Annotated in this window: 19 protein-coding genes and 1 pseudogene; 2 read left to right on the top strand and 18 right to left on the bottom strand. The window is 60.8% G+C overall.

The genetic code is table 11. The features are described from left to right. Position 1: 1 nt before the first annotated feature. On the bottom strand, positions 2-388 hold the full coding sequence (locus tag QMX98_RS05055; protein WP_282410363.1) for a hypothetical protein: 387 nt from the start codon (positions 386-388) through the stop codon (positions 2-4). A gap of 179 nt (positions 389-567) precedes the next feature. On the opposite strand from QMX98_RS05055, the gene QMX98_RS05060 reads away from it, so the two are divergent. Further along, the gene (locus QMX98_RS05060; protein WP_282410364.1) at positions 568-1,374 is read left to right on the top strand and encodes a class I SAM-dependent methyltransferase; all 807 of its coding nucleotides are present in this window, start codon (positions 568-570) and stop codon (positions 1,372-1,374) included. 766 nt (positions 1,375-2,140) lie between these two features. Here the strand turns inward: QMX98_RS05060 and QMX98_RS05065 are convergent. The 17 genes and pseudogenes from QMX98_RS05065 to QMX98_RS05145 form a co-directional block, all read right to left on the bottom strand. Further along, complete coding sequence (locus QMX98_RS05065; RefSeq protein WP_077749045.1) at positions 2,141-2,833, bottom strand: N-acetyltransferase; 693 nt, start codon at positions 2,831-2,833, stop codon at positions 2,141-2,143. Positions 2,834-2,948: 115 nt separating this feature from the next. Beyond that, positions 2,949-3,740 carry a ChbG/HpnK family deacetylase gene (locus QMX98_RS05070; RefSeq protein WP_083376382.1) on the bottom strand — a complete coding sequence of 264 codons (792 nt, stop codon included), beginning with the start codon at positions 3,738-3,740 and terminating at the stop codon, positions 2,949-2,951. Beyond that, positions 3,712-4,929: a GNAT family N-acetyltransferase gene (locus QMX98_RS05075; RefSeq protein WP_077749047.1), complete on the bottom strand. Its 1,218-nt coding sequence runs from the start codon at positions 4,927-4,929 to the stop codon at positions 3,712-3,714. The genes QMX98_RS05070 and QMX98_RS05075 overlap by 29 nt, the downstream gene beginning before the upstream one ends. 4 nt (positions 4,930-4,933) lie before the next feature. Continuing rightward, positions 4,934-5,623, bottom strand: coding sequence for an N-acetyltransferase (locus tag QMX98_RS05080; protein WP_077749048.1), 690 nt, complete (start codon positions 5,621-5,623; stop codon positions 4,934-4,936). A gap of 86 nt (positions 5,624-5,709) precedes the next feature. Then, complete coding sequence (locus QMX98_RS05085) at positions 5,710-7,629, bottom strand: hypothetical protein (RefSeq protein WP_282410365.1); 1,920 nt, start codon at positions 7,627-7,629, stop codon at positions 5,710-5,712. Beyond that, positions 7,626-8,930 carry an oligosaccharide flippase family protein gene (locus QMX98_RS05090; RefSeq protein WP_077749050.1) on the bottom strand — a complete coding sequence of 435 codons (1,305 nt, stop codon included), beginning with the start codon at positions 8,928-8,930 and terminating at the stop codon, positions 7,626-7,628. The genes QMX98_RS05085 and QMX98_RS05090 overlap by 4 nt, the downstream gene beginning before the upstream one ends. Next, positions 8,927-9,928 carry a polysaccharide deacetylase family protein gene (locus tag QMX98_RS05095; protein WP_083376384.1) on the bottom strand — a complete coding sequence of 334 codons (1,002 nt, stop codon included), beginning with the start codon at positions 9,926-9,928 and terminating at the stop codon, positions 8,927-8,929. Before QMX98_RS05095 ends, QMX98_RS05090 begins: the two co-directional genes overlap by 4 nt. Before the next feature lie 12 nt (positions 9,929-9,940). Then, positions 9,941-11,077 carry a glycosyltransferase gene (locus QMX98_RS05100; protein WP_077749052.1) on the bottom strand — a complete coding sequence of 379 codons (1,137 nt, stop codon included), beginning with the start codon at positions 11,075-11,077 and terminating at the stop codon, positions 9,941-9,943. Continuing rightward, a complete protein-coding gene (locus QMX98_RS05105; protein ID WP_010455631.1) occupies positions 11,070-12,038 on the bottom strand; it encodes a glycosyltransferase in 969 nt (322 codons plus the stop codon). The genes QMX98_RS05100 and QMX98_RS05105 overlap by 8 nt, the downstream gene beginning before the upstream one ends. After that, positions 12,035-13,402, bottom strand: a complete 1,368-nt coding sequence (locus tag QMX98_RS05110; protein ID WP_282410366.1) for an O-antigen ligase family protein — start codon at positions 13,400-13,402, stop codon at positions 12,035-12,037. Before QMX98_RS05110 ends, QMX98_RS05105 begins: the two co-directional genes overlap by 4 nt. Further along, positions 13,399-14,487 carry a glycosyltransferase family 4 protein gene (locus QMX98_RS05115; protein WP_083376386.1) on the bottom strand — a complete coding sequence of 363 codons (1,089 nt, stop codon included), beginning with the start codon at positions 14,485-14,487 and terminating at the stop codon, positions 13,399-13,401. The genes QMX98_RS05110 and QMX98_RS05115 overlap by 4 nt, the downstream gene beginning before the upstream one ends. Next, positions 14,484-16,076: a Wzz/FepE/Etk N-terminal domain-containing protein gene (locus QMX98_RS05120; protein ID WP_282410367.1), complete on the bottom strand. Its 1,593-nt coding sequence runs from the start codon at positions 16,074-16,076 to the stop codon at positions 14,484-14,486. Before QMX98_RS05120 ends, QMX98_RS05115 begins: the two co-directional genes overlap by 4 nt. 17 nt (positions 16,077-16,093) lie before the next feature. Continuing rightward, positions 16,094-17,119, bottom strand: a complete 1,026-nt coding sequence (locus QMX98_RS05125; protein WP_010455623.1) for a polysaccharide biosynthesis/export family protein — start codon at positions 17,117-17,119, stop codon at positions 16,094-16,096. Between the two features lie 22 nt (positions 17,120-17,141). Beyond that, entirely contained in the window at positions 17,142-17,789 is a 648-nt protein-coding gene (locus QMX98_RS05130) for a CpsD/CapB family tyrosine-protein kinase (RefSeq protein ID WP_010455621.1), read from the bottom strand. Further along, positions 17,790-18,536, bottom strand: coding sequence for a sugar transferase (locus QMX98_RS05135; RefSeq protein WP_010455619.1), 747 nt, complete (start codon positions 18,534-18,536; stop codon positions 17,790-17,792). Then, entirely contained in the window at positions 18,533-19,591 is a 1,059-nt protein-coding gene (locus tag QMX98_RS05140) for an NAD-dependent epimerase (RefSeq protein WP_138739056.1), read from the bottom strand. Before QMX98_RS05140 ends, QMX98_RS05135 begins: the two co-directional genes overlap by 4 nt. After that, positions 19,588-20,942: pseudogene (locus QMX98_RS05145) on the bottom strand (UDP-glucose/GDP-mannose dehydrogenase family protein). Before QMX98_RS05145 ends, QMX98_RS05140 begins: the two are co-directional and overlap by 4 nt. Before the next feature lie 388 nt (positions 20,943-21,330). On the opposite strand from QMX98_RS05145, the gene QMX98_RS05150 reads away from it, so the two are divergent. Further along, positions 21,331-23,028: a sulfatase-like hydrolase/transferase gene (locus tag QMX98_RS05150; protein WP_282410368.1), complete on the top strand. Its 1,698-nt coding sequence runs from the start codon at positions 21,331-21,333 to the stop codon at positions 23,026-23,028. The last annotated feature ends 117 nt before the right edge of the window (positions 23,029-23,145 follow it).

A 23,145-nucleotide genomic window follows, 5' to 3' on the forward strand; every position in this document is an offset into this window, starting at 1 on the left:
TTTATTGCAACGTTGCCCCCTGACGGATGAGGCATTCGAGCACGCATGTGGGGTCGAGGACTTCCTGGTTGACGTAGACGCCACGTACCGGATCGTAGGAACGGATGAATACCCGGACTGAGGCATCCGCGACGGTCGGTAATATTGAGTCGTGGAACTCATGCTGGCTGGCAATCGGGATGAAGTCCTGAGGTGCGGTCGGGATGTATGACCGAGGCGGCACGGTGCTCAGGGAGGGCGGCACCGGGTGGGCGAAGGGCTGGTCGGCCCCGTAATAATTGAACTCACTGCTGTAGTCAGTGGTGGGTGTCAGGGTATCGTCCGCCTGGGCGTCGGTGATGGCGGTCAGGCTGAGGGCGAGCAACAGCGTCAGATCAGTTTTTTTCATGGCAACACCTGCGAAATCGGTTTTCCCGCACTTCCCCAAGGCCATTAACTATAGCTGCCCTACGGGCACGCGTTCGCGGCGCCCGGATTACAACATTCCAACAAACGCCCAATGGGGTTTTTCAGCACCCTGATCTAGACTCGTGCCGGTCAACAATGACCCGGATTCTGGAGTGTGCAATGGAAATGCCGACCAAAAAAAATGCCATCGCCAGCAACCGCGATGCCTGGAACGACTCCGCCCGACACCACAAGGACACGCCCGATTGGCAGGCTCTGGTGGAGGCGGTCAGTCATCGCGATTTTTGCTGCATCGATGACACACTTTGCGGTGTACTGGAGCAGGTCGGCGTCGATGGCAGGGACGTGGTGCAACTGGGCTGCAACAACGGACGGGAAAGTCTTTCGCTGTTTGCGCTGGGGGCTCGCAGCGTGGTGGGCGTCGACCAGTCCGACGCGTTTCTCGATCAGGCGCGGGAACTGGCTGGACTCTCACCCCATGAGCCCGAATTCATCGAGGCCGACATTCATCACCTGCCGGCTGAATTGCATGACCGCTTCGACGTGGCGCTGATCACCATCGGCGTCTTGAACTGGATGCCCGACATCGGCGAATTCTTCCACCATGTCGCGCAGACCCTCAAGCCCGGCGGTGCGTTGGTGGTGTACGAAACCCACCCCTTCCTGGAAATGGTCGACCCCGAGGCCGCCGATCCCTATCGTCTGGACAGCTCGTACTTTCGCAGCGAGCCGTTCGTGCAGGACCAGCCGATCGTCTACGAAGGCAAAGTCGACCAGCACACCGCGTCGTCCTACTGGTTCGTCCACACCCTGGGCGCCATCTTCACCGGCGCCATCGAGGCGGGACTGCAGATCAGCCATTTCAAGGAGTACCCGCATTCCAACCGCGAGGAACTCTATGACCGGTATGAGCGGCAGACGGCGCAGTTGCCGTTGTGTTTTACGTGGGTGGGGGTGAAGCGCTGAGACCGAGTCGCGCCCATCGCGAGCAGGCTCGCTCCCACATTGGATCGTCGTCGAACACAAAATCTGCGTGCGCTGAGGATCTACTGTGGGAGCGTCGTCGAACACAAAATCTGCGTGCGCCAAAGATCCACTGTAGGAGCGAGCCTGCTCGCGATAGCTCTCTGTCAGTCACATCAATGCCGAATGTGCCGCCGCCATCGCGAGCAGGCTCACTCCTACATTGGATCGTCGTCGAACACAAAATCTGCGTGCGCCAAAGATCCACTGTGGGAGCGAGCCTGCTCGCGATAGCTCTCTGTCAGTCACATCAATGCCGAATGTGCCGCCGCCATCGCGAGCAGGCTCACTCCTACATTGGATCGATGTCGAACACAAAATCTGCGTGCGCTGAGGAACTACTGTGGGAGCGTCGTCGAACACAAAATCTGCGTGCGCTAAAGATCCTCTGTAGGAGCGAGCCTGCTCGCGATAGCTCTCTGTCAGTCACATCAATGCCGAATGTGCCGCCGCCATCGCGAGCAGGCTCACTCCTACATTGGATCGTCGTCGAACACGAAATACGCATGCGCTGGAGATCCACTGTGGGAGCGAGCCTGCTCGCGATAGCTCTCTGTCAGTCACATCAATACTGAATGTGCCGCCGCCATCGCGAGCAGGCTCACTCCTGCATTGGATCGTCGTCGAACACAAAATCTGCGTGCGCTGAGGATCTACTGTGGGAGCGAGCCTGCTCGCGATGGCCGCAACTCGGTCTGTCTATCGGATATCAGGCGCTAGCCGCCCCTGTTACCACTGGCCGTCCCGGTTTGCGCAGCGGATCAAGCCGTGAGCCGGTGTAGCGGGTTTCGCGGTAGAAGCGCCAGAGTCCGAACAGGCCGTAGACGTGGGTAACGCGACCCTGTTCGTGGTAGCCCATGCGGATGTGCAGCTTCAGGGCAGGGATGTTGTGGGTTTCGCAGACGTCCACCACCTTGTTGCAGCCTTGGGCTGCCATTGCCGCCCAGAGGTCTACCTGAGCATCCACCGACAGGCTGGTGCCGAAGTAGGGGCGGGCCATTTCGCCGCCGAACTCGAAGAACTCACCAGGTTTGACCGGGAACCAGCAGCCGTAATAGTGACGGTCGTGGTAGTCGCGGACGCTGCCCCAGATGAACGCAACAGCGTGGCCTTCTTCGTCCAGATACATGTGCCCGGTGTGACCCTCGGTGGCGAGTTCGGCCATGGTCCCGACGCGGTCACCAAAATGCTTGCCGAAGGCGCTGGCGTTTTCGGGGGTGATGGTCACCATGCGCAGTCCCGAATAGGGACGCAGTTTGTGCGGCGGTACCGGGCTGATCAGGTCCCGTTCCATCCATAAAAGCTCCCAATGGAAGAACACGTAGCGTTTCCACAGCGTGTTGAACGTGCGGCTCAGGCCCTTTTGTTTTATGCGTTCGCGAAGCTTTTCGATGATGCTCATGACGCTCTCCTTAGCCTAAGCCAGGGTGTGGGTGGAAACGCTTTTGATGGGTATAGATCAAGCTTGAAAGTTCATATCAAAGCGCCAGCTTTGAATGTGTTGCAACGTATGTAACTCATTCGAGCGCGGCTTCACCGGTCACCAAATGGCTGTTCAAAACACCATAGGAAGCCCGCGGCACACCGTGAAGACGCCGCTCTAGAACAAGGGTTAGAGACTCTTCTGGCTGCAAATAGGCATCACCGAAATCAGCGCCAAGCTGAGTCGGATGAGCCACGATTTCCAGCACACCATCGGTCGGCATGGCCTCATTGCGCAGGTCCACCGGTGTGCACACATAATCCGCGGTCACACCCGCCAGGCTCTGCAAGCGATTATTCAGCAAGGTCTTGAACACACGCTTGGGCAAGCTCAGGTTTTGCCCCAGATTGCGCGCAAGGCGCACGGGCACTCCTTGGCTCGCGGCGAAGCGGGCGACGATCTCACCAATGGGCCAGATGTTGTGAACGTGTTGATGGGAATCGATGTGGCTGGGCCGTACACCGTTGTCCACGCAGCGTTGCCATTGGGCGTTGAGCTCCTCCAGCACTGCGTCGCGGTCCCCCCGGCTGAGCCAGAGGCGATGGCGGGACAGGTTGAGATCGAACACCCCATGGCTGTCACAGAAGTTCCTTCGACCCAGAATCGACTGACTCAACGGACGCCCATACGTGAGGTTGAAATGCAGGCCGATCCGGTCCTTGAGCAACGGATGCTGGGCCATGACGCACGCCGCTTCGAAGGCCGGCATATTGGCCATGGCCGTGGCGGAGCTGATCACCCCCGCCTGGAAGGCGCCCAGGATTACCGCGTTTTCGCACGGGCTGAGACCGAAATCGTCAGCGTTGACTATGACTTGGCGAGGCATGGTCGCCCTCCCTGTTTGTGTCGGTTGGCTTCGTTGCTTTGACCGCTGCGGCAACGGGCGCCGGTGCAGTGGCAACCGTCGCTGCTGCCCGTTTGGCTTGCCATTTCTGCAACAAGGGTTTGAGCCGCTGCCAGAGTCTCAGGGCCAGGCCCAGCGCCAGACCGCTGGGGCGCCAGGAATAGAAACTCCAGCGCCAGTGTTCGAGTTGCCCGGTCATGCGTTCGTGCAGTTGATGGCTGGAATTTTCCAGGCTCACCCGCGAGGCATCGATCCAGCGCCAGTGCTCGTCCAGCCCCCAGCGAATCCACTCGTCGAGCAGCACCCGACCGCTGCCCAGATCGGCGTATTGCGGCAGGAACGCCAGGTTGTAATCGTACAACCGGCCTTGCTCCAGCAACCCGAGGCGGTAGCTGATGCAGCGCCCGTCCAGCTCCAGCACCACGACCCGCACCAGCCCCTGTTCGGCGAGGGCGGTGAAGGCTCGGTCCATCCATTGTCGGTGACGTTCGTCGGCGAAAATCCCGACGCCTTCATCGCCTTTCCAACTGACCGCTTCGACTTCACTGATGGCCTGCAACAACGGACCCATGGTCGACGCATCGGGGGTGATCCGTCGAACCTGGGCACCACAGGCTGCGATGCGTTTGCGTGCGCGGCGCAGTTTATAGCGGGGGTCACCCGAAACTTCCTGGTGGTCCGCGTCGCTGATCACGTGCACCGGCACCCGACAGCTGAGGCGCCGTTCACCGGTCGAGCTGTGCGCCATCCACTCGGTCAGCACGCTTTCTTCGCCGACCGGTTCCGACAACTCGTTGAGTTGCAGCAGGGCATGGGGAAGTTGTCGGCGGATCTCGATCAGTGCCTTGCGGATATTCTCCGAGTCCGTTTTTGCAAGGAGCGCGAGGCGGTCGGCAAGTGGGTAGCCAAGGTGATGCAGCACGCGAAACGGCAGCCTGGCGAAACGCTCGACGGAGGCCACCAACGGCAAACACAAGACCAGCTCATGACCCTGCCAGCCAAGCAACACATGCAAGCGTTGCCCGGTGGTCAGGGCCTGTTCGGATGCACGCATCCAGGCCAGGGTATTGAATGGCGTGTGGTCCGTCACTCGCAGACGCAACGCTTCATAAGCCGTTTCCGGGAAATCAGCGGCGCACAACGAAGTGCGCCATTCGAATCGTGCTGCCATAGGGTCAGCTCACCGCTGCTGTGGCGGGTTCACGTGCCGGTTTGCGCAAGGCATCCAGGCGTGAGCCGCTGTAATGGGTTTCGCGGTAGAAGCGCCAGCGACCAAACAGCTCGTAGACGTTCATGATCCGCCCTTGTTCCTTGTAGCCGGTGCGTATGTGCAGCTTGAGGGCAGGGACATTGTGGAACTCACAGACATCCACCACCGTGTGGCAACCCTGGGCCAGCATGGCTTTCCACAACTCCGTCTGCAGGTCCATCGAGAGTGCGGTGCCCCAATAGGCACGGGTCAGCTCGCCGCCGAATTCGAAGAACTCGCCTTCTTTCACCGGAAACCAGCAGCCGTAGTAGTGCTTGTCGTGATAGTTGCGCGCCGCGCCCCAGATGAAGGCCACCGCATCGCCCTTGTCGTCCAGGTGCATATGCCCGGTGTAGCCTTCACGTGCCAGTTCGGCCATGGTCTCCACGCGGTCACCGAAGTAACGGGTGAACGCCACGGCGTTTTCCGGGGTGATGCGCACTACCTGCAGCGGCGGGTAGGGCCTGAGTTTGTAAGGCGGCACCGGAGTGACCAGATCGCGCTCCATCCACAACAGTTCCTGATGGAAAAACACGTAGTGCTTCCAGATTTTACTGAGGGTGGCGCGCCAACCTTTTTGTCTGATGTGTTGGCTGAGTTTCTGCAAAACGCTCATGTTATTGACTCCTGACGGTCTCGGCCGCGAGTGGAGTGATGCGAGGTGCGGCCAATGGCCGATTTCGCTATTCAATACTTGGCAATTCATGAGGCGCTCCAGCTGAGATTGAACAGGGTCCGTCCTGGCAGCTCGAAGCTGACGCGACCGTCCTGGCAATTGAAGGGTGCGTCGCGGGCGCGGTTGTCGGCACCGAAGTAGCTTAATGAACCGTTGGCCAGCGGACACTGGACTCCAGTCAGGGCCACACGCTGCAAGCGCGTGGCTTTATTGACGCCCAGAAGGCTGCGCTTCTTGTCCTCGGCCATGGCCAGCACGTCGACCTCGAAGGCGTCGTTATCGAGGAGCATCACGTCGTGCAGCCAATGCTGGCGGATGAACTGCTGAGCCAGGCCCACGGGCTTGAGCTCGAAGCGATCCTCGCCGAGGACACGCAACATGCCTTTGGGGTAGTTCGGTTCGTCGGCGGCCTGGAACCAGCTCAGCATCTCCAGCAAGCCATCCTGAGACGAGTTGATGACGACCGACGTCCACCACAACGACGCGAAGTGGGTTTCCTGATCGTAAGGACTGAGGCTGGAACCGCTGGACATGTTGGTCTGGTCCAGCAGCAAGGCTTTGCGCGGCCGGCCCTGGGCGTCGAGGCCGACCAGGTCGGCGGCGCGGCGCACGCTGTCACGGTAGACCCGTGTTGCCAGCAGGTCGCGAATCATCCATTCGTGCCAGGCCAGGGCATCGATGTTGTCGCCGGATTCGGCCAGCAAGCGTTTGGCCCAATCGATGCCGCGTTTGTCGGCGGCGTTGTCAGCAAACGGGCCGTTGACCAGTCGCGAACTGGCGGGCATGGCGATGCGCACGCCGGCCTTGGCATTGGCGGGATTGCTACGCACTTGCCGGGCCATGCTGTTGAAGATGCTTTGGTAGTTGGCGTAGTCCGGGTAATTGAGGTTCGGCTCGTCGGCAAAACCGATGTAGTGCGTGCCTTTGCCACCCAGGGCCCGGGTCGACGCGAGCCAGGCGTCGAGCCCGGCGTTGCTCAGGGTGTCGGCGCGCAAGTCAGCCTGGCGCTGGCTCCCGGCCAACAGCGTGATGTCCTGGGTGATGCCGAAGCGGTCCTGATACAGCCGACGGAATTCATCTTCGTAGTGCGGATTCTTCGCCGTGATGTCGACGAAACTGTAGTAAGTGCCCGCCTGTGGCTTGAGTGCATCGAGCACGGCATAACTCGATTCCGGCACCTTGACGTAGGGCAGGGCGATGCCCAGGTTCGGGGTCGGCCCCAGCATTTTATTGTGCAATGTCAGCCGGACCTGGCCATCGTCTTCGCGCAGGGGCTTGAGTTGCTGCGGATTCTGGGCGAAGAGGTTGGCGGTGCCATCTAGCCAGAACGCCACCTTGCCGCTGCCTTGCAGGCGCAGGCGCCAGACCTGTGCTTCTGTTGCGACGGGCAACTCGACCTTGTCGAACTGCCAATAACCCCGATACGGTTTCAGCGTCAGCGCCACTTGTTTGCCGTCGCCCATGCGCTGCGCTTGCAAGGCGCTGACACCGCCATGGAACTTGCCAGCCAGCACTGCGCGCTCACCCGGCGCTACCTTGAAGTACAGCTCATCGCCGTTGTGGGTTTCGGCGCTGAAATGCACCTTGGCCGGGGCGAACAACGCCACCGTGTGTTCGTCGTGTTCAACCCGGTAGCGACGGAAGCTGTAGCCCGGAATTTCCAGTTGATAGCTGGAGGCGCTCGGGGTCAACGGCCAGCTCTGGCTGCCGCGTGATTCGCTGGCGGCGATCAGGCGCTCGCCCTGGAGTTTGCCCTGGCCGTCGAGCAGGTACAGGCGTTCTTCGTTGGCATCCGCCTGCCACGCCGGCGCCCAGCGAATGGTCAGCGTGTCGGGACGATCCGGTTGCAGGTACAGGCTGCCGTCGCGAATATCGGCCCAACGCATGGGCGCCGCCTGGGCGCTCAGCGCGAGGCCAAGGCTAAACAGCAGGACCAGGCGTTTCATGCCGACTTCCGTTGCAGCATGTGCAGCATCGGCGTTACATCGCTGGGCAGGATGATCAGGGTTTGCCAGACCGGCACACCGCTCAACCGGCAGTACATCACCAGCAGCGCGAGAGTCACCGCGAGGTAGGCGATGGACGAGGCCGCCGCCGCGCCGACAATCCCGTAGGCCGGAATCAACACCAGGTTCAGCGCCAGGTTCAGCAAGGCGCCCAGCCCCATCAACAGCGAAATCGTGCCGGGACGGTTTTTGCCCAGCAAGTCCAGGCGCAGGATGCTCGCGTAGCACAGGCCCAACAGGCCCGGCAGCAGTGCCAGCAAGGCCGGATACGCCGGCTGATAGGCCGCGCCGAATAGCGTCACGATGAGCCATTCGCCGATCACCGCCATGGTCACGCAGGCGCCGAGCATCACCGTGGCGGTCAGGCGCAGGGCCAGCGGCGTCACTTTGTCGATGCCTTCTTCCTGTTGCAGCAGGCGTTTCATCAACGGCGTGGTCACGGCTTCCGGGACAATCAGCAGCAACTCGGCGGCGGCGCTGGCCATGGCGTAATGACCGAGCGCGGTGCTGCCGAGCAGGGCGCCGATGAACAGGTAATCGGAGCGCAGGATCACTTGCTGGAACAGCAGGTCGGGATGGCTGCGAGCGCTGTAGCGCAGCAGCTCGTTCTGGCTGGCGCGGTCCCATTGCAATTTCAGGGGCTGAGCGCGTTTGAGCCAGAACCAGCCCGCCAGTACCACCAGGCTGATGCCTGCCAGCCAACTGATCAGCGCTGCTTCCAGCGCGGCGTCTTTCCACATCCAGAACAAGGCGAGAAACAGCAGCAGCGGCGCCAGGGATTCCACCAGGCGCAACGCGTTGAAGGCCACCACGCCGCCAGAGGCGTTGTGCAAGGTCAGCAGTCCGCTCTTGAGTACGGTCAGCGGCACCGCCAGCAACAACAGCCAGGCGAGCAGGCCCAGTTGCGTGGTGATGTCGAGTTCACTGCCGAACTCACGCACCAGGGCGACCACCAGCAAAGTCAAAAGACCCGCCAGCAAGCAACCGAACACCAGCACCTGACTCAGCAGCAACCCCATGGGGCGTTGCTTGGCCGCCTGAAAACCCACCGCCGAATTCAGCCCGCCGCTGGTGGCGGCGCTGATCAGGTCGGGCAAGGTGCTGAGCAGGGCAAACAAACCCCGTTCGCTCGGCCCGAGGATCCTTGCGAGCAACACGTTGCGCATCAGCCGCAAACCGATCATCGCCAGTTTGGTGCCCATGCTCAGGGCCAGATGCTTGAGGTAATGGCTGCGGCTCATGTGCGGGCCCCGCGGAACAGGCGCCAGGACAGCAGCTGCGGATTGCGCGCCACCCGTTGGCTGACGCCGAAACGGGGCAGGTTCAAGGGGTCATCGGTGCCCCGATAGATCCCGGTGCCGGTGCCCAGGGCGAACGGGTAATCGTGATCGGCAACGTGTTCGCGTACCCGCGCATCGTTGTCGCCGTTGGGGTAGCAGTAGACCGGCAGCGGACGGTTGCAGCCATTGTGCAAGGCGTCGCGGCTGCGGCTGAGTTCTTCATGCAAACGCTGATCATCGAGGCCGGTGAGAATCGCATGGCTGGCGCCGTGGGGACCGAACCGCACCAGCCCCGAGCCTTCCAGCATGCGCACCTGCTGCCAGTCCAGCGCCTGGGGCAATGACTCGTCCGGGCACTCGTCGGTCAGGCGATTCAAGTCAGCAGGGCTGAGGGTTTTCAGGCTGTGCAGAAAATGCAGCAAGGCCAGGCTGCGACGCTCCACATCCAGTTCATCGAAGGCCACCGGCAACGGCCGACCGACTTGTCGCAGGCAATCGATCAATTGCATCCGCGCCCGTTCACCGTGGCTGCCCCAGAGGGTTTCGCCGATGCTTTCCCACCAGAACCGCTGACGACTACCAATGAAATCGGTGGAGAGAAAAATACTCGCCGGCACCTGGTATTTTTGCAGCAGCGGGAAGGCATTCAGCGCATTGTCGCGCCAACCATCGTCGAAGGTCAGGGTGATTTTCGGGCGATCCGATCTCACCGTGCCGGGTTGCAAGATGTCCATCAACGACACGCAATCGAAGTGTTTTTTCAGCCACACCAGCAAGTGTTCGAAGGCTTTTGGCCCGACGCACAGCTCATTGCGATGGGGCAGTTCGGCGGCGTGGTCGCTGGCCAGCACCCGGTGCAGCATCAGGATCACACCGGCGCCTTGCAGTTGATTGCGGCCCACCGGCGAGTTGAGATAAAGCCAGCCACTGGTACGTTTTAATAGTTGTTTGATCGCCATGGCTCAGTCCTTTCAACGGTTTTGCTCAGGGTTCCACTGGGCGTACCGCTGCCCCCGCAGGAACTGCCACAGACCGATACTCATCCCGGCCAGGGTCACTAGCAGGAACGCGGCGAGGCGGAAAGGTTTGGGCAGACGGTGTTGCGAATCCAGCAGACCGGCGATGGCCACGGCGTAACCGAGCAGTTGCGCGACCAGGCTCAGGCGATAGAAACCGTGTTCTTCCCACAGCCAGAAATTGCTCAGCAACAGCGGCAACAACAGAATCGGCGCCAGACGGCGGATCAACTTGTGGCTGATCAAGGCAATCGAATACAGGCCATGTTTCAGCGGATTGAGCAGCTCGCTACGTTGGGCCAGGCTTTGCAAGCCCCCGACGGTAACCCGCTGACGGCGGCGGAATTGTTTGTCTGCTTCATCGACGCCTTGGTCGATTACTTGCGCTTCGGGCACATAGACAATGCGCTTGAACGCCACAGGCGCGCAGGTGCTGATGAAGAAGTCATCGTTGACCTCGGCCGGCACCTCCTGGAACAACTCGCGGCGCAGGGCAAGCAGGGCGCCGTCGGCGGAGACCATGCAGCCGGTGCGGTTTTCCACTTTGCGCAGCCAGCCTTCGTAATGCCGATAGAGACTGTCGCCGATACTCAGGCCGCCGCCGGTGACCGGGATCACCATGTGCCCGGCGCACGCGCCAACCTGGGGATCGCACAGCGGCGCCAGCAGGTGACCGAGGGTGTCGCGGGACCATTGGTTGTCGGCATCGGTGAACACCAGAATATCCCCGGTGCTCAACGCCACGCCGGCATTCAGGGTCGCGGCCTTGCCCTGGCGAGGCAGGTCGAGGATGGTGATGCGCGGGTCGATGACCTTGCGCGCACAGGCCACGGTGTCATCGGTCGAACCGTCGCTGGCCAGAATGATCTGCAGCGAGGCCGGCTCATAATCCTGAGCGAGCAACGTGCGCAACTTGTGTTCGATGTGCCGCGCTTCGTTGTGCGCGGCAATCACGATGCTGATGTTCATCGGTTCCGCGATTGCGTTACGCCGCGCCGCAAACAATGGCGCCAGCAGCGTCAACAGCAAGGGGTAACCGAGATAGGCGTAAACCGGCAGCAACAGGCACAACCAGAAAATGAATTCAGCCACGGGCAGGCCTCCTGGCTTTCCAATGACAAAAACTGAGAACAAACGCGGCACCGGCCAGGTGCAGACGCAACCAATGCAGGCCCCAGAGTTGCAGGGTCAACAGCAGATCACGGTGTTTTAAGGTCTGGCGCATGCTCAAGGCCAGCGCCGGTAGGCTGGTCAGGAACAACATGAGCGCCGCATGGTGGGGGAAGCCATCGAGCAGGGCGGAGATTGCCAGGAAATCCAACATCCAGGCGGCGAGCGACATCAGCGGGAAGCGCAGCAGACGCATGCTCATCCCGTGACTGCGCAGTAACTGCAGATGACTGCCCTGACGCCAGAATTCCTTGCCCATCCATTCACGCCAACTGCACTCATACCCCCAATGCAGGGCGACGGTCTGGTTGACTGACAGCAGGCGCGCGCCAGCGTGGGAAAGGCGCATGGTGAAATCCTTGTCCTCGCCGGTGCGCAGGGTTTCATCGAAGCCGCCGACCTTGTCGAACCAGGGGCGGCGCATCAACAGGTTGGAACTGGGCAGCCAGCGCACCGTCTGCACCGTCTCGTTGTTCGGACGCAAGGTGCGACGTTGCCAGGCATTGGCATACCAGGGGGCTTCGGCCGGGGTGTGCAAGTCCAGCCCGAGGACGTCGACCTGAACCGCGGGCTCGATTTTCAACAACAGCGTGAGCCAGTCCTCGGGCATCTCGACGTCGGCATCGATGAAAGCCAGCCAATCGCCGGTGGCGATGGCCGCACCGCGATTGCGCAAGGCGCCGATGAGCACGCCCGGCAGCACCAGCACCTGAGCGCCGAATTGCCGGGCTATCTGCGGGCCCTGATCGTCGGAACCGTTATCGACCACGATCAGCTCGCATTCCAGACCGGCGGCGATGGCAGCGCGTTGCGCAGCCAGCAAGGTCCGAGCGATGTGGCGAGATTCGTTGTACATCGGAATAACGATACTGATGCGGCTCATGCCTTGGCCTCCGCGAGTGGGCTTTCTTCGGCTTTCAAACGCAGCACGCTAGTCAGGGCGAGCATGATCCACACGTACTTCTGATTGGGTGCGCTGAGGAACATCAAAAACAGCGTCAACGACAGGAAACTCATGCTCAGGTGCGTCAGCAAATCTGCCTGTTCGCGGTTGCGTCGCTGCATCCATGCACGACGGGCGCGGACCAGGTTGTACAAACCGAGGCCGAGCATGCCGACGAACAACAGGCCGGCGGGAATCCCCAGCTCACTGAAGATTTCCAGGTAGGTGTTGTGGGCGCGACGGTAGAGGTCGCCGATTTTGCGGTTGGCCGAAAACGCCTTGGCATAACCGGTGGTGGCGTAGTGCAGCGGGAACGTCCCGGGGCCGGTGCCCAGCAACGGGTTCTCGCGGATCATCTCGCTGCCGACCACAATGTACGAGGCGCGACGGCCGAGGGATTGGTCCTGGCTCTTGGCGCCGGCGCTCAAGATGCTCAAGGACTGAATGCGCTCGATGTAACCCTTGGGCATCGCATAAATGGCCAGCGGAATCACGATCACCAGGCCCAGCATGGCAAACCCCAGGTGCCGAGGACGGATGCGTTTAAGCTCGGCGCGGTAATGCCAGACGCCGATCATCAGGCTGAGGAACAGCACCACCAGCCCCGAACGGGATTCAGTCTTGGTCATGCCGCCCAGCAGCAAAATGCAGCAAGCGACCCAGAACACCCGATGCAGGAAGTGCGGGCTGCGCACCACCAAGAGCAAGGCGAGCGGCACGGCGAAGGCGATCAGCATGGCAAAGGCGTTCGGGTCTTCCAGCAGGCCGGCGGCGCGCCCCTGGTCCTGGTATTTGCTGGAGAACATCGCCAACACGCAGGTCGCCGTGACACTGAGGGTGACCATCTTGGCGAACAGGTCCATGTTCAGCTCGCGGCCGATCAGCAGGGTGATCACAAACAGCACCAAGCCGACACTCAGTTCTCGCAGGTGCCCCATGGACATGCCCATGTTGTCGGTGTTGATCACGCTCAGCAGGTACAAGACCATGAACCAGATCAGGTAGCGCCAGATGTTGCTGCGCAGGCGTTCGGAGGGTATCTGGTGGATGGCCAGTTGCAGCATCAGGATCACGGCCAGTGACGCGCCGAGGAACTTGGTGCCCGACAGCGAACTGTCCTTGAAGAAACCTTCGAACGGCACCAGCGCCGCGATCCCGAGCAAACCCCAGGTGGGTTTTCGGTAAAGCAGCGCGACACCGACCAGGCCCAGCACCGCTCCCGGCGCCAGATACGGATAAGGGCTGGCCAGCAAAGCGAGGCAGACCAGGCCAAACAAACTGACGATCGAGAGCGGAAAGATCACGCGCGTGCCTCCCGTGCAGTACGGAGATAAAGTTGCGACCAGCGTTCGGCCAGGGCCTTGAGGTCGTAACGGTCCAATTGCGTACGTTTTGCGTTGTCGATCAGGTCGCGGGCCATGGCCGGTTCAGTCAGCAACGAGCCGATCTGGCGGGCGAGGGCGGCGCTGTCGGCGGGTGTCGCCAGCAGGCCGTTGTGCCGGTCTTGCAGCACATCGGGAATCCCGCCGACGCCGAACGCCACCACCGGCACACCGGCTTGCATCGCTTCGAGCAGAATCATCGGCGTGCCTTCGGTGCGCGAGCTGATCACCAGCGCATCGAGTTGTCGCCACCACACACTCATGTCGGTCTGGTAACCCGGCAGGGTGATGCGGTCCTGTAAACCCGCTTCGTTGATACGCGCCAGCAGCGTCTCCCGTTCCGGGCCGTCGCCGAGCATCACGGCGTCCAGTTGCGGGTGTTGCCGGCAGAGTGGAATCAGCGCATCGAGAAAAAAGTCCGGGCCCTTTTCACTGCTCAGCCGCCCGACGTAACCGGCCAGCCAACGCTGGCGTTTCGCGTGACGCGGCAACAGTCCGTCAGTCGCCGGCAGACCATTGGGAATCACCTGCAGCTTTTCCGCCCGGACGCTGGCCTGACGGCACAGCACGGCGATGCTTTCGGCAACGCAGACCACGCGATTCACCGACGCGGTGCGGCACAGTTGCAGGCTCAGCCAGGTGTAGAACTTCTGCTTGCGGCTGCGCGGTGTGAAACCGTGCTGGGTAATCACCAGCGGCAGGCGCAACAACGTTGCGCCCACCCAGCCAAACAACAGGCCCTTGAAGTTGTGCGTATTGATCAACGGCCGTTCCGCCCGGCGCTGGCGCAAATGCGCCAGTAATTCCCCCAACCCCGCGCAACCCCGGCAGTCGACCCCCGCCTGACGAAACCGCGCGATCAAGTCTGGCGGCGCATCGAGAAACAGCACCTGGTGCTGCCCCGGCGTCGCCAGGCAATGGTCCAGCAGCATCCGCTCAGCCCCGTAGAAGCCGCCGCTGCTGAGCAAATGAATGATCGGCAGGGAAGGGATGAGCGGCGCGTTCAATTGCGCACCCAATGCACAAGGCGCGGTAAGGACCAGTTGCTGTGCGGATTGGTGGGTTCCACGTTCTGATCGTTGATCACCAACAGCACCGGCAAGCCCAGTTCGTGGGTGATTTGCGCTGGGTGTTTGAAACGGTGATCGAAGAACTCACGCACGTAGACCAGGGCAATCGCCAGCAAGAGACCGGTGAACAAGCCGAACGGAATGATCAGCATCGGTTTCGGGAACGCCGCTTCGGTGGGCTCATACGGCGGGCTGAGCACCCGTGCGTTGGACAGGTCGTTGTCCAGCGAACGTGCGCTGCTGCTTTCGGCGAAGCGTTGGGCATAGGTCGAGAACGCCGCGTGCAACGCGTTGATCTCGGTGTCCATCTGCCGCAGCTTGCTCTGGGTTTCCTGCAACTGGTGGATGCGCTCCTTGAACTCGGCAATGCGCTTGGTTTTCTGGTCGATCACCGAGCTGACAATCGCCAGATCAGTGTTGCGTTCCTGAATCCGGTTGCTGACCACTTTCAGAAACTGCTGACGGGTGCGGGCGATTTGCTCGCGGGTCAGCAACATCGGTTCGCTGCTTGGCTGGAAGATCGCCAGGTCGTTCATGTAGCGGCTGACCTGCGTGGTCAGGGCCTCACCCATCTGTTTGATCTCACGATCCTCGAACGCCACATTGTCCACGGTGGTGGTGAAGGTGTAGGGGAAGGTGTAGTCGTTGAGTTTCGAGTTGCTCGCTGCGGCCAGGCTGGTTTTCAGGTAGTCGAGCCAGCGTTGGCTTTGCAGCAGGCGATCGCGGTACAGGTTGAGCGCCTGCTCCTCGGTGTTGATGGCATTGAGGCGGAAGGTGATTTCTTCCTTCGGATCGGACGAGCCGACCGCTTCAAGCAAGCCCAGCCGAGTGCCTTCCAGGCCATCGAGACGCACCTGGTATTGCTTCTTCTTGGTTTCGTAGAACGACTGCGGCAAATCGATCGATTGCAGTGCCTGACGGCTCGTCAGGTAGTTCTGCAGCAAGGCTGCAACGAAATTGGTGCCTTGGGTTGGATTGTCGAAGCTGTAGATGATGGAGATCACGTTGGAGCCTGGCAGGGTCTCGATTTTCAGACTGTCGATCGCCTGTTGGGTCAGGGCATCCAGCGCCGTGTCGCGTACCGGGTCGGTTTCCAGGCCCAGGGTGGCTTTCATCGGGTTGATCATGTATTCACGCAGCGGCGTGGTCACGTACTGCTTGAACGGCTGGGTCACCAGTTTGTTGAAAACGCCAGGGGTAGGCGTGTACTCACCCTTGTCGCGCAACTCGCTGATGGTCTGCCGGATCAACGCCGGCGAGCGCAGGATATTGCTCTCGGTTTCCATGTCCGCCAGGGACGGTGGAATGAACGAGGCGTTCTCTTGGTTGAGGGAGGTTGTGGCGTCTCCCTGTGAGAGTTTTTTGGACTGCACGATCACCTGGGCGGTGATATCGAAGCTCTGTTTGAGCATCAGCGGCAGGACCAGCGCGATCACTGCAAAGACCAGGAAGACTCGTTTCACCAACTGCTTGTTGGCGAAAAAGATCCTGAAGAACTCGTGCAGGTAGTTTTCCTTTGGATTCATGGTCGGTCACCTGAGAGTTAGTTGCTGTCACTGTCTTTGTTGTCGACGCGGTAGCCGAAGCTGAAGCCCACGCCCTGGAACAACACCACGTCTGCCAGTTGCCGCGCGAGCTCACCGGCGCTCGCCAGTTTGGTCTTCGGCACATAGAGCATGTCGTCCGGTTGCAGGTACGCAATCTGCGACGCATCGCCGGCCAAAGCCTTTTCGACGTCGTAGCGCACGGCCTGCACCTGGTTGCCATTGCGGCGCATGATCATCACCGAGTCGAGCCGCGCCTTGGTGTTGCTGCCACGGGCCAGGGTCAGCGCTTCAAGCACCGAGACTGGCCGGCGAATCGGGTAGGACCCCGGTTGGCCAACTTCGCCCAGCACATAGATTTCGTTACCCGCCGTGGACTTCAGCAGCACGTCGACGGTCATCCGCCCCGGCAGCTTCGCGTAGCGTTGGTTGAGGAAGGTTTCCAGTTGATTGACGGTCATGCCTTGCAGCGGCACGGCGCCGATTTCCGGGAAGCTGGCGTAACCGTCGGTGCCCACGGTGATCTCCCGGCTCATGCCGGTAGCGGGGTGGTTCAGGGCACTTTTGAGGTTCGACTCGTTGCTCAGGGGGCTAATGACCTGCACGGACAACTGGTTGCGGTTAGGCTGGAACAGCTGTTTGCGCTGGTAGGCGCGCTGGATTTCCTCACGCGCCTGTTCGGACGTCAGCCCGGCAATTTTCACCGAGGTGTTGGCGCCCGGCAGTTCAATGGTGCCATCGGGCAGCACCAGTTGATTGCCGTTGAGCTGGCTGGCAGCGGTGAAGTTCAGGCCGATCTGGTCGCCGGACTGGATGCGGTAGGCGTCCGAGCCGCTGGTGCTGATGTGAAAGATCACGTCCAGCACATCCTGTGGCCGCAAGGTCTGTTCGACCTTGGGCATGTCAGTGGCCTGGGCGTTGGCCGGTGAGGCCGTGAGGATATTCACCGGCATGTTCTGGGTTTCGGAAGTGCTGGAGCAACCTGCAAGCGGCAGCAACAGCAGGACAAGCATTTTGGCGTTCATGTCGTCATCCTTTTCTGATTGCTCACAGGTTTTTGTAGAGCCATTTCGGCATGTAGTACTTGCGCCGGTTGAAGACGCTGCCGACCAGTTTCGCGCCGGCCTGGGTCAAGCGCTGAACCGCCGCCTGGGCTACTTCCCAGCGCGTGTCTTCGGAGCGCACGACCATGATCACGCCGTCCACCTGGGTACTGATGATCATGGTGTCGGCGGCGGAATACACCGCGTCGCCGTCGATCACCACAAAGCGATACTGACTGCCGAGCTGATCGAGCAACGGGCCCAGGCGTTCTGGGGTCAGGTGCTCGGTACCACGCACATACCGGCCGTTGGGCAGGATGTGGAAGGGCAGGCTGGAGACGTTCACCACGCAGTCCTGCAGCAGGGGCGGGCTCTGGGTGTTGAACAGCAGGTCGCGAAAACCGCGCTCCTTGGTCAGCCCCATCTGTTGCGTGAGGTTGGTCGATGACTGACTGGCATCGACCAGCAACACTTCGCCGCTGCTCATTTTCGCCAGCTGACTGGCCAGCGCCAGGGCACTGGTGGTGGTGCCGGCGCCGGGGTTGGCGGCGGTCAGAAATAGGATCCGCAGATCTTGATCGAGCACGGTCGAGGTCAGGTTGGACTCGCTCGGGTTGGCAATGCTTAGGCTTTTGGCTGATGAACCGTCCATTTAACTCGCTCCGTGGCCGCTGAATACTTTGAAGGGGGTTTTCAACAGGATCTTCAGATCAAGCAACAGGCTCTGCTCGGCGATATAGCTGAGGTCCAACTCAACGCGCTGGTCGAAGTCGATGTTGCTGCGCCCGGAGATCTGCCACAGGCCGGTCATGCCGGGGTAGATGCTCAGGCGTGCAAGGTGATTGTCCTTGTAGCGGTAGGCGTTGAACGAGGTCGGCCGCGGGCCCACCAGGCGCATGTCGCCCATCACCACATTGATCAGGTTTGGCAGCTCATCCAGGCTGCTGCGCCGCAGGAAACCACCGATGCCGGTGATGCGCGGGTCCTTGTCGATCTTGAAATCGATCGCGTCGGCTCCGTGCTTGTTCAGGTGACGCAGGGACTCTTTAAGCTCCTCGGCGTTGGCCACCATGGTGCGGAACTTGTACATGCCGAACATGCGACCGCGGTAGCCCGTGCGTTTCTGCACGAACATCACCGGTCCCGGGCTGCTGAATTTGATCGCCAGTGCCAGGCCCAACAAGATGGGCGAGATCAGCAGCAGAATCACCAACGCACCGAGGCAGGCGACCACGCGGTTGGTGCGCGACAGCGTCCAGGGGCGACCGCCGTCACGGCCGGTCATCCAGCCACGACCCTGCATATGGATCGCGGTGTCGAGGCGCATTCGGTGCTCCGGGTCCAGGCGCTTGTCTCGGCGCATCTGTTGCATCGGCACCGTTTTTTCATGTCCAGTCATAGAATCCTCCGCTGAAGTTCAGCCGCTAGCGGCGCGTGGGCGATAGGCAGTGGGTAGTAATCGCGGAACCAGGCGATGAAGCGCCCGAGTCCTTCATCCAGCTCGATACAAGGCTGAAATCCGGTTGCCCGAGCCAGGTCGCTGGCATCGGCGCAGGTGTTGAGCACGTCGCCCGGCTGCAGTGGCAGCAACTCGACGAGGGCTTTTTGTCCAAGGTGTTTTTCCAGCAGCGCCAGGTAATCCTTGAGTTCCACCGGGTGCTGGCCGCCGATGTTGAAGATCCGCCACGGCGCCATGCTGCTGGCCGGGTCCGGTTGTTCACGGTCCCATTCGGCGTTGGCTTGCGGTGGACGGTCGATCAGGCGTGCGATGCTCTCGATGATGTCGTCGATGTAGGTGAAATCGCGCTGGTGTTCGCCGTAGTTGAACAACTTCAGTGGCTGCCCTTCGGCAATCGCCCGGGCGAACTGGATCGGCGACATGTCCGGCCGACCCCAGGGCCCGTACACGGTGAAAAAACGCAGGCCGGTGCAGGGAATGCCGAACAGGTGGCTGTAGCTGTGGGCCATCAGCTCGTTGGCTTTCTTGGTCGCGGCGTACAGCGACAGCGGATGGTTGACGCCGTCCTTCACCGAGTAAGGCGTGTGCTGGTTCGCGCCATACACCGAACTGGACGAGGCATAGACCAGGTGCTTGACCGGGTGGTTGCGGCAGCTTTCGAGAATGTTGAGGAACCCGCTCAAATTGCTGTCGAGGTAAGCCCGTGGGTTCTCCAGGGAGTAACGCACCCCGGCCTGGGCCGCGAGGTGAATCACCACCTCGGGCTTTTCACGGACAAACAGGGCCTCGATGGCAGGACCGTCGGCCAGGTCAACCGTCGCGAGCTGGAAAGCGCCAACCTGCTCCTGCACCCAATTCACGCGGTCGTGTTTGAGTTGCGGGTCGTAGTAATCATTGAAATTGTCGAGGCCGACCACCTGGTGCCCGTCACGGATCAACCGCAACACGCAATGGGCACCAATGAAACCGGCCGCTCCGGTGACGAGAATCTTCATGGCCGCGGCGCCTCGGGAACGATGTGCCGCAGGCCGATGCCGCTGTAGTGCAAACCGGCGGCCGCCACCTGTTCCGGGTTGTAGAGGTTGCGACCGTCGACGATCACCCGCGAACGCAGTTTGCTTGCCAGCAATTCAAAGTCGACCACGCGGAAGTTTTTCCACTCGGTGCAGATCACCAAGGCGTCGGCGTCCTCCAGCGTGTCGTCGCGGGTGGCGCACAGGTGCAGGTCATTGCGGTAGCCGTAGATGCGTCGGCATTCGGACATGGCTTCCGGGTCATAGGCCTGCACGCTCGCGCCTTCAGCCCATAACGCATCCATCAGGTAACGGCTGGGGGCTTCGCGCATGTCATCGGTGTTGGGCTTGAACGCCAGGCCCCAGATCGCGATGGATTTGCCGGCCAGCCCATCGGGGAATTGTGATTTCAGTTTGCTGAAAAGAATGTGGCGCTGGCTGTCGTTGACGTCGGTGACGCTACGCAGCAAGCGCAGCGGCATGCCGTTGTGTTCGGCGGTATGCAGCAGGGCGCGCAGATCCTTGGGGAAGCACGAGCCACCGAAACCGCAACCTGGGTAGATGAAGTGGTAACCGATGCGTGGGTCCGAACCGATGCCTTTGCGAACCGCTTCGATATCGGCCCCCAGCAGCTCGGTGAGGTTCGCCAGTTCGTTCATGAAGCTGATGCGCGTGGCGAGCATCGCGTTGGCTGCGTATTTGGTCAGCTCGGCGCTGCGGTTGTCCATGAACATGAGCTTTTCATGGTTGCGGCAGAACGGCGCGTAGAGCTCGCTGAGCTGACCGCGGGCTTCCTCGTCGTCGGTGCCGACGATGATCCGGTCCGGGCGCATGCAATCGGCGAGGGCGCTGCCTTCCTTGAGAAACTCGGGGTTGGAGACCACCCGCACATTGAGGGTGCTCTTGCCGCGACGAAGCAGTTCTTCGTGGGCGGTGGCGGCCACCTGGTCCGCGGTGCCGACCGGCACGGTGGACTTGATGATCAGGGTGCGATCGGCCTCCATGTAACTGGCGATCTGGCGGGCCACATTCAGTACGTGACTGAGGTCGGCCGACCCGTCTTCATCGGCGGGCGTGCCGACGGCGATGAAAATCAGCTCGGCGTGTTCGACCGCATCGCTGGCCTGGGTCGTGAACAGCAGACGGCCGGCCTTGATGTTCTCTTCCAGCGTGCCGGATAACCCCGGTTCGCTGATCGGCGGCACTGCCTGTTGCAGTTGCTTGATCTTGTTGGGATCGATGTCGACACATAAGAGACACGATGTCCGACATCGGCCAGTGCCGCTGCTTGTATCAGGCCGACGTAGCCCGTACCAAATACGCTCACGTCCATATTGGCGTGCCTCGTAAGACGGTTGAAAGAACTGAAATAAGACTGTCAAAAGGGGTATAGCCCAGCGTTGGGAAAACGTGTCAGCAAAATGACATGTTGCGCAGCTATAACAGCCCCATTTTTGGGGCGTTTTGCCATCAAGTGCTTGCCACTGCTGGATTTGCCGCGGTTTTGACGGGTTTTTCACAATTCGAAGAAAACGATAAACGGTCGTAGGGCTTGAAACACAAGGGTTGTAGCCGGTCAGGTGTGTCAGATTTGAGTCAACGTTTTTTTGACGCTTTGTGTAAAAACCCGACATTTCTTGCGCTTTGATGGCCCGGTGCTAGTGTCAAAAAATGGCTGACAATCTATTGGCCAACGGACGGCCGCGAGCATCGGAAATACTATGATTCGATATCTCAAAGAACTGCTCTTAGTTCTCTACTTATTCAAAAATTACGACTATTACCTGGAGCGCCTGAGCGCGTTGGGAATGGGTTTGCCGGTGCTGCTGTTTGGCGGGATGTTTATCGCGCTGACCGTGGCGCTTTTTATGACCGCGTACATTCGCCAGACGCTGATCCGTCATCTATTAGCTCTGATGATGTTTGTGTCTGCCGTGTTTTTCGATGTCTATACCCGCGTCACGGCCGACTACCTGACCTACAGCAGCTTCGTGTCGCTGGTGTATTCCGGCGGGTTCATTCAGGAGGCGGCGTACCAGTACCGCGACGCGATCATCAGCGGGGTGGTCGGCGGCTTGCTGCTGTTGTTCGGTATCGGGCTCAAACCGCGTCGGCGAATGCCGCTGCCCGGTGCGTTGCTGGTGGCGGCGCCGGTGCTCGGAGTGCTGCTGCTCAGTGCGGTGTTGTTCGTGCGAGCCGGCGAAGGCGCCCGTGGCCTGCCGATCATGTACACGCCGCTGGCCTACTTGAACCTGTTCACCTATGAAGCCCTGCACAACACCGTCGGCCCACGCGAGCCTGTGAGCCTGGCGCGCAACGACGCGCCGCCGGGGCACGACATCGTTCTGATCATCGACGAAAGCATTTCCGGCAACTACCTGGACATCAACGCCCCGTTCGGTGTGCACAGCAACCTCAAGGAACCGCGCCCGGGCGTCGCGATCTTCAATTACGGTTACGCCGCGTCCATTGCCAATTGCAGTGCCGACACCAACATCACCCTTCGGTACGGCGGCACCCGCGCCGACTACATGCGCATCAACAGCACGATGCCGTCGATCTGGCAGTACGCGAAGAAGGCCGGCCTGCGCACCGTCTACATCGATGCCCAGCGCACCGGGGGCAACTTGCAGAACCTGATGAACGACGCCGAGAAAAAGGACATCGACGAGTTTGTGCAATTCGACCAGGCCAGCGTGCGTGATCGCGACATGGCGGCCGCGGCGAAACTGATCGACCTGCTCAACGACGGCAAGCCCGAGCTGGTGGTGATCAACAAGGTGGGCGCGCATTTTCCGGTGCATGACAAGTACCCGGATGCGTTCATGGCCTATCGTCCGACCTTGCCTCGGGGGCAGTTTGTCGAGATCGCGGACACCGGCAAGCGCGATGGTTTCAACGGTCAGCCGGATGACTGGGTGCTCTACCGCAACGCCTACAAGAACACCTTGCTGTGGAACGTCGGAGAGTTTTTCTCACGGGTGTTTGCCCAGGCAGACATGAGCAATGCGCTGCTGATCTACACCTCGGACCATGGGCAGGACCTGCATGAACGGGGCAATCCCGGGTTGAATTTGCACTGCGGCGGTGATCCGGTGGCGGAGGAGGGCTTGGTGCCGCTGGTGGTGATTCAAGGGGATCAGTTGCGCACGCTGGATTGGCAGAAAGCGCTGGCCGCAAACAAGGATCGGTCGAGTCACTACAACATCTTCCCGACATTGTTGCAGTTGATGGGCTATGACCTGGCGGGGATCGAGGCGGTTTATGGCAAGCCGTTGAGTGTGCCGACGGCAGACGACTTTACGTTCAACTATCGGTTCAATGCGCGGCTGGGGGCGAAGCCTGAGTGGAAGTATATTGATCTGAACAGCATTGTGACGCCTTCGCAGGCGCCTACAAATGTTGCGGTGGGGCAGTGAGGTTTTTGGTTGACTGATCCGGCCTCATCGCGAGCAGGCTCGCTCCTGCAGGGGTGTGTGTCGTTCACAAGTCCCCTGTGGGAGTGAGCCTGCTCGCGATGGCGTCAGCCAGATCAG

This window comes from Pseudomonas sp. PS02303 (assembly GCF_029959925.1).
Classification (GTDB): Bacteria; Pseudomonadota; Gammaproteobacteria; order Pseudomonadales; family Pseudomonadaceae; genus Aquipseudomonas; species Aquipseudomonas mandelii.

What these genes read in the sequence shown, in the direction of transcription:
- QMX98_RS05135 (WP_010455619.1), bottom strand. Translation starts at nt 18,536, where the DNA reads ATGACTGGACATGAAAAAACGGTGCCGATGCAACAGATGCGCCGAGAC.
- QMX98_RS05125 (WP_010455623.1), bottom strand. Translation starts at nt 17,119, where the DNA reads ATGAACGCCAAAATGCTTGTCCTGCTGTTGCTGCCGCTTGCAGGTTGC.
- QMX98_RS05085 (WP_282410365.1), bottom strand. Translation starts at nt 7,629, where the DNA reads ATGAAACGCCTGGTCCTGCTGTTTAGCCTTGGCCTCGCGCTGAGCGCC.
- QMX98_RS05080 (WP_077749048.1), bottom strand. Translation starts at nt 5,623, where the DNA reads ATGAGCGTTTTGCAGAAACTCAGCCAACACATCAGACAAAAAGGTTGG.
- QMX98_RS05095 (WP_083376384.1), bottom strand. Translation starts at nt 9,928, where the DNA reads ATGGCGATCAAACAACTATTAAAACGTACCAGTGGCTGGCTTTATCTC.
- QMX98_RS05060 (WP_282410364.1), top strand. Translation starts at nt 568, where the DNA reads ATGGAAATGCCGACCAAAAAAAATGCCATCGCCAGCAACCGCGATGCC.
- QMX98_RS05075 (WP_077749047.1), bottom strand. Translation starts at nt 4,929, where the DNA reads ATGGCAGCACGATTCGAATGGCGCACTTCGTTGTGCGCCGCTGATTTC.
- QMX98_RS05130 (WP_010455621.1), bottom strand. Translation starts at nt 17,789, where the DNA reads ATGGACGGTTCATCAGCCAAAAGCCTAAGCATTGCCAACCCGAGCGAG.
- QMX98_RS05105 (WP_010455631.1), bottom strand. Translation starts at nt 12,038, where the DNA reads ATGAGCCGCATCAGTATCGTTATTCCGATGTACAACGAATCTCGCCAC.
- QMX98_RS05070 (WP_083376382.1), bottom strand. Translation starts at nt 3,740, where the DNA reads ATGCCTCGCCAAGTCATAGTCAACGCTGACGATTTCGGTCTCAGCCCG.
- QMX98_RS05150 (WP_282410368.1), top strand. Translation starts at nt 21,331, where the DNA reads ATGATTCGATATCTCAAAGAACTGCTCTTAGTTCTCTACTTATTCAAA.
- QMX98_RS05120 (WP_282410367.1), bottom strand. Translation starts at nt 16,076, where the DNA reads ATGAATCCAAAGGAAAACTACCTGCACGAGTTCTTCAGGATCTTTTTC.
- QMX98_RS05090 (WP_077749050.1), bottom strand. Translation starts at nt 8,930, where the DNA reads ATGAGCCGCAGCCATTACCTCAAGCATCTGGCCCTGAGCATGGGCACC.
- QMX98_RS05140 (WP_138739056.1), bottom strand. Translation starts at nt 19,591, where the DNA reads ATGAAGATTCTCGTCACCGGAGCGGCCGGTTTCATTGGTGCCCATTGC.
- QMX98_RS05055 (WP_282410363.1), bottom strand. Translation starts at nt 388, where the DNA reads ATGAAAAAAACTGATCTGACGCTGTTGCTCGCCCTCAGCCTGACCGCC.
- QMX98_RS05065 (WP_077749045.1), bottom strand. Translation starts at nt 2,833, where the DNA reads ATGAGCATCATCGAAAAGCTTCGCGAACGCATAAAACAAAAGGGCCTG.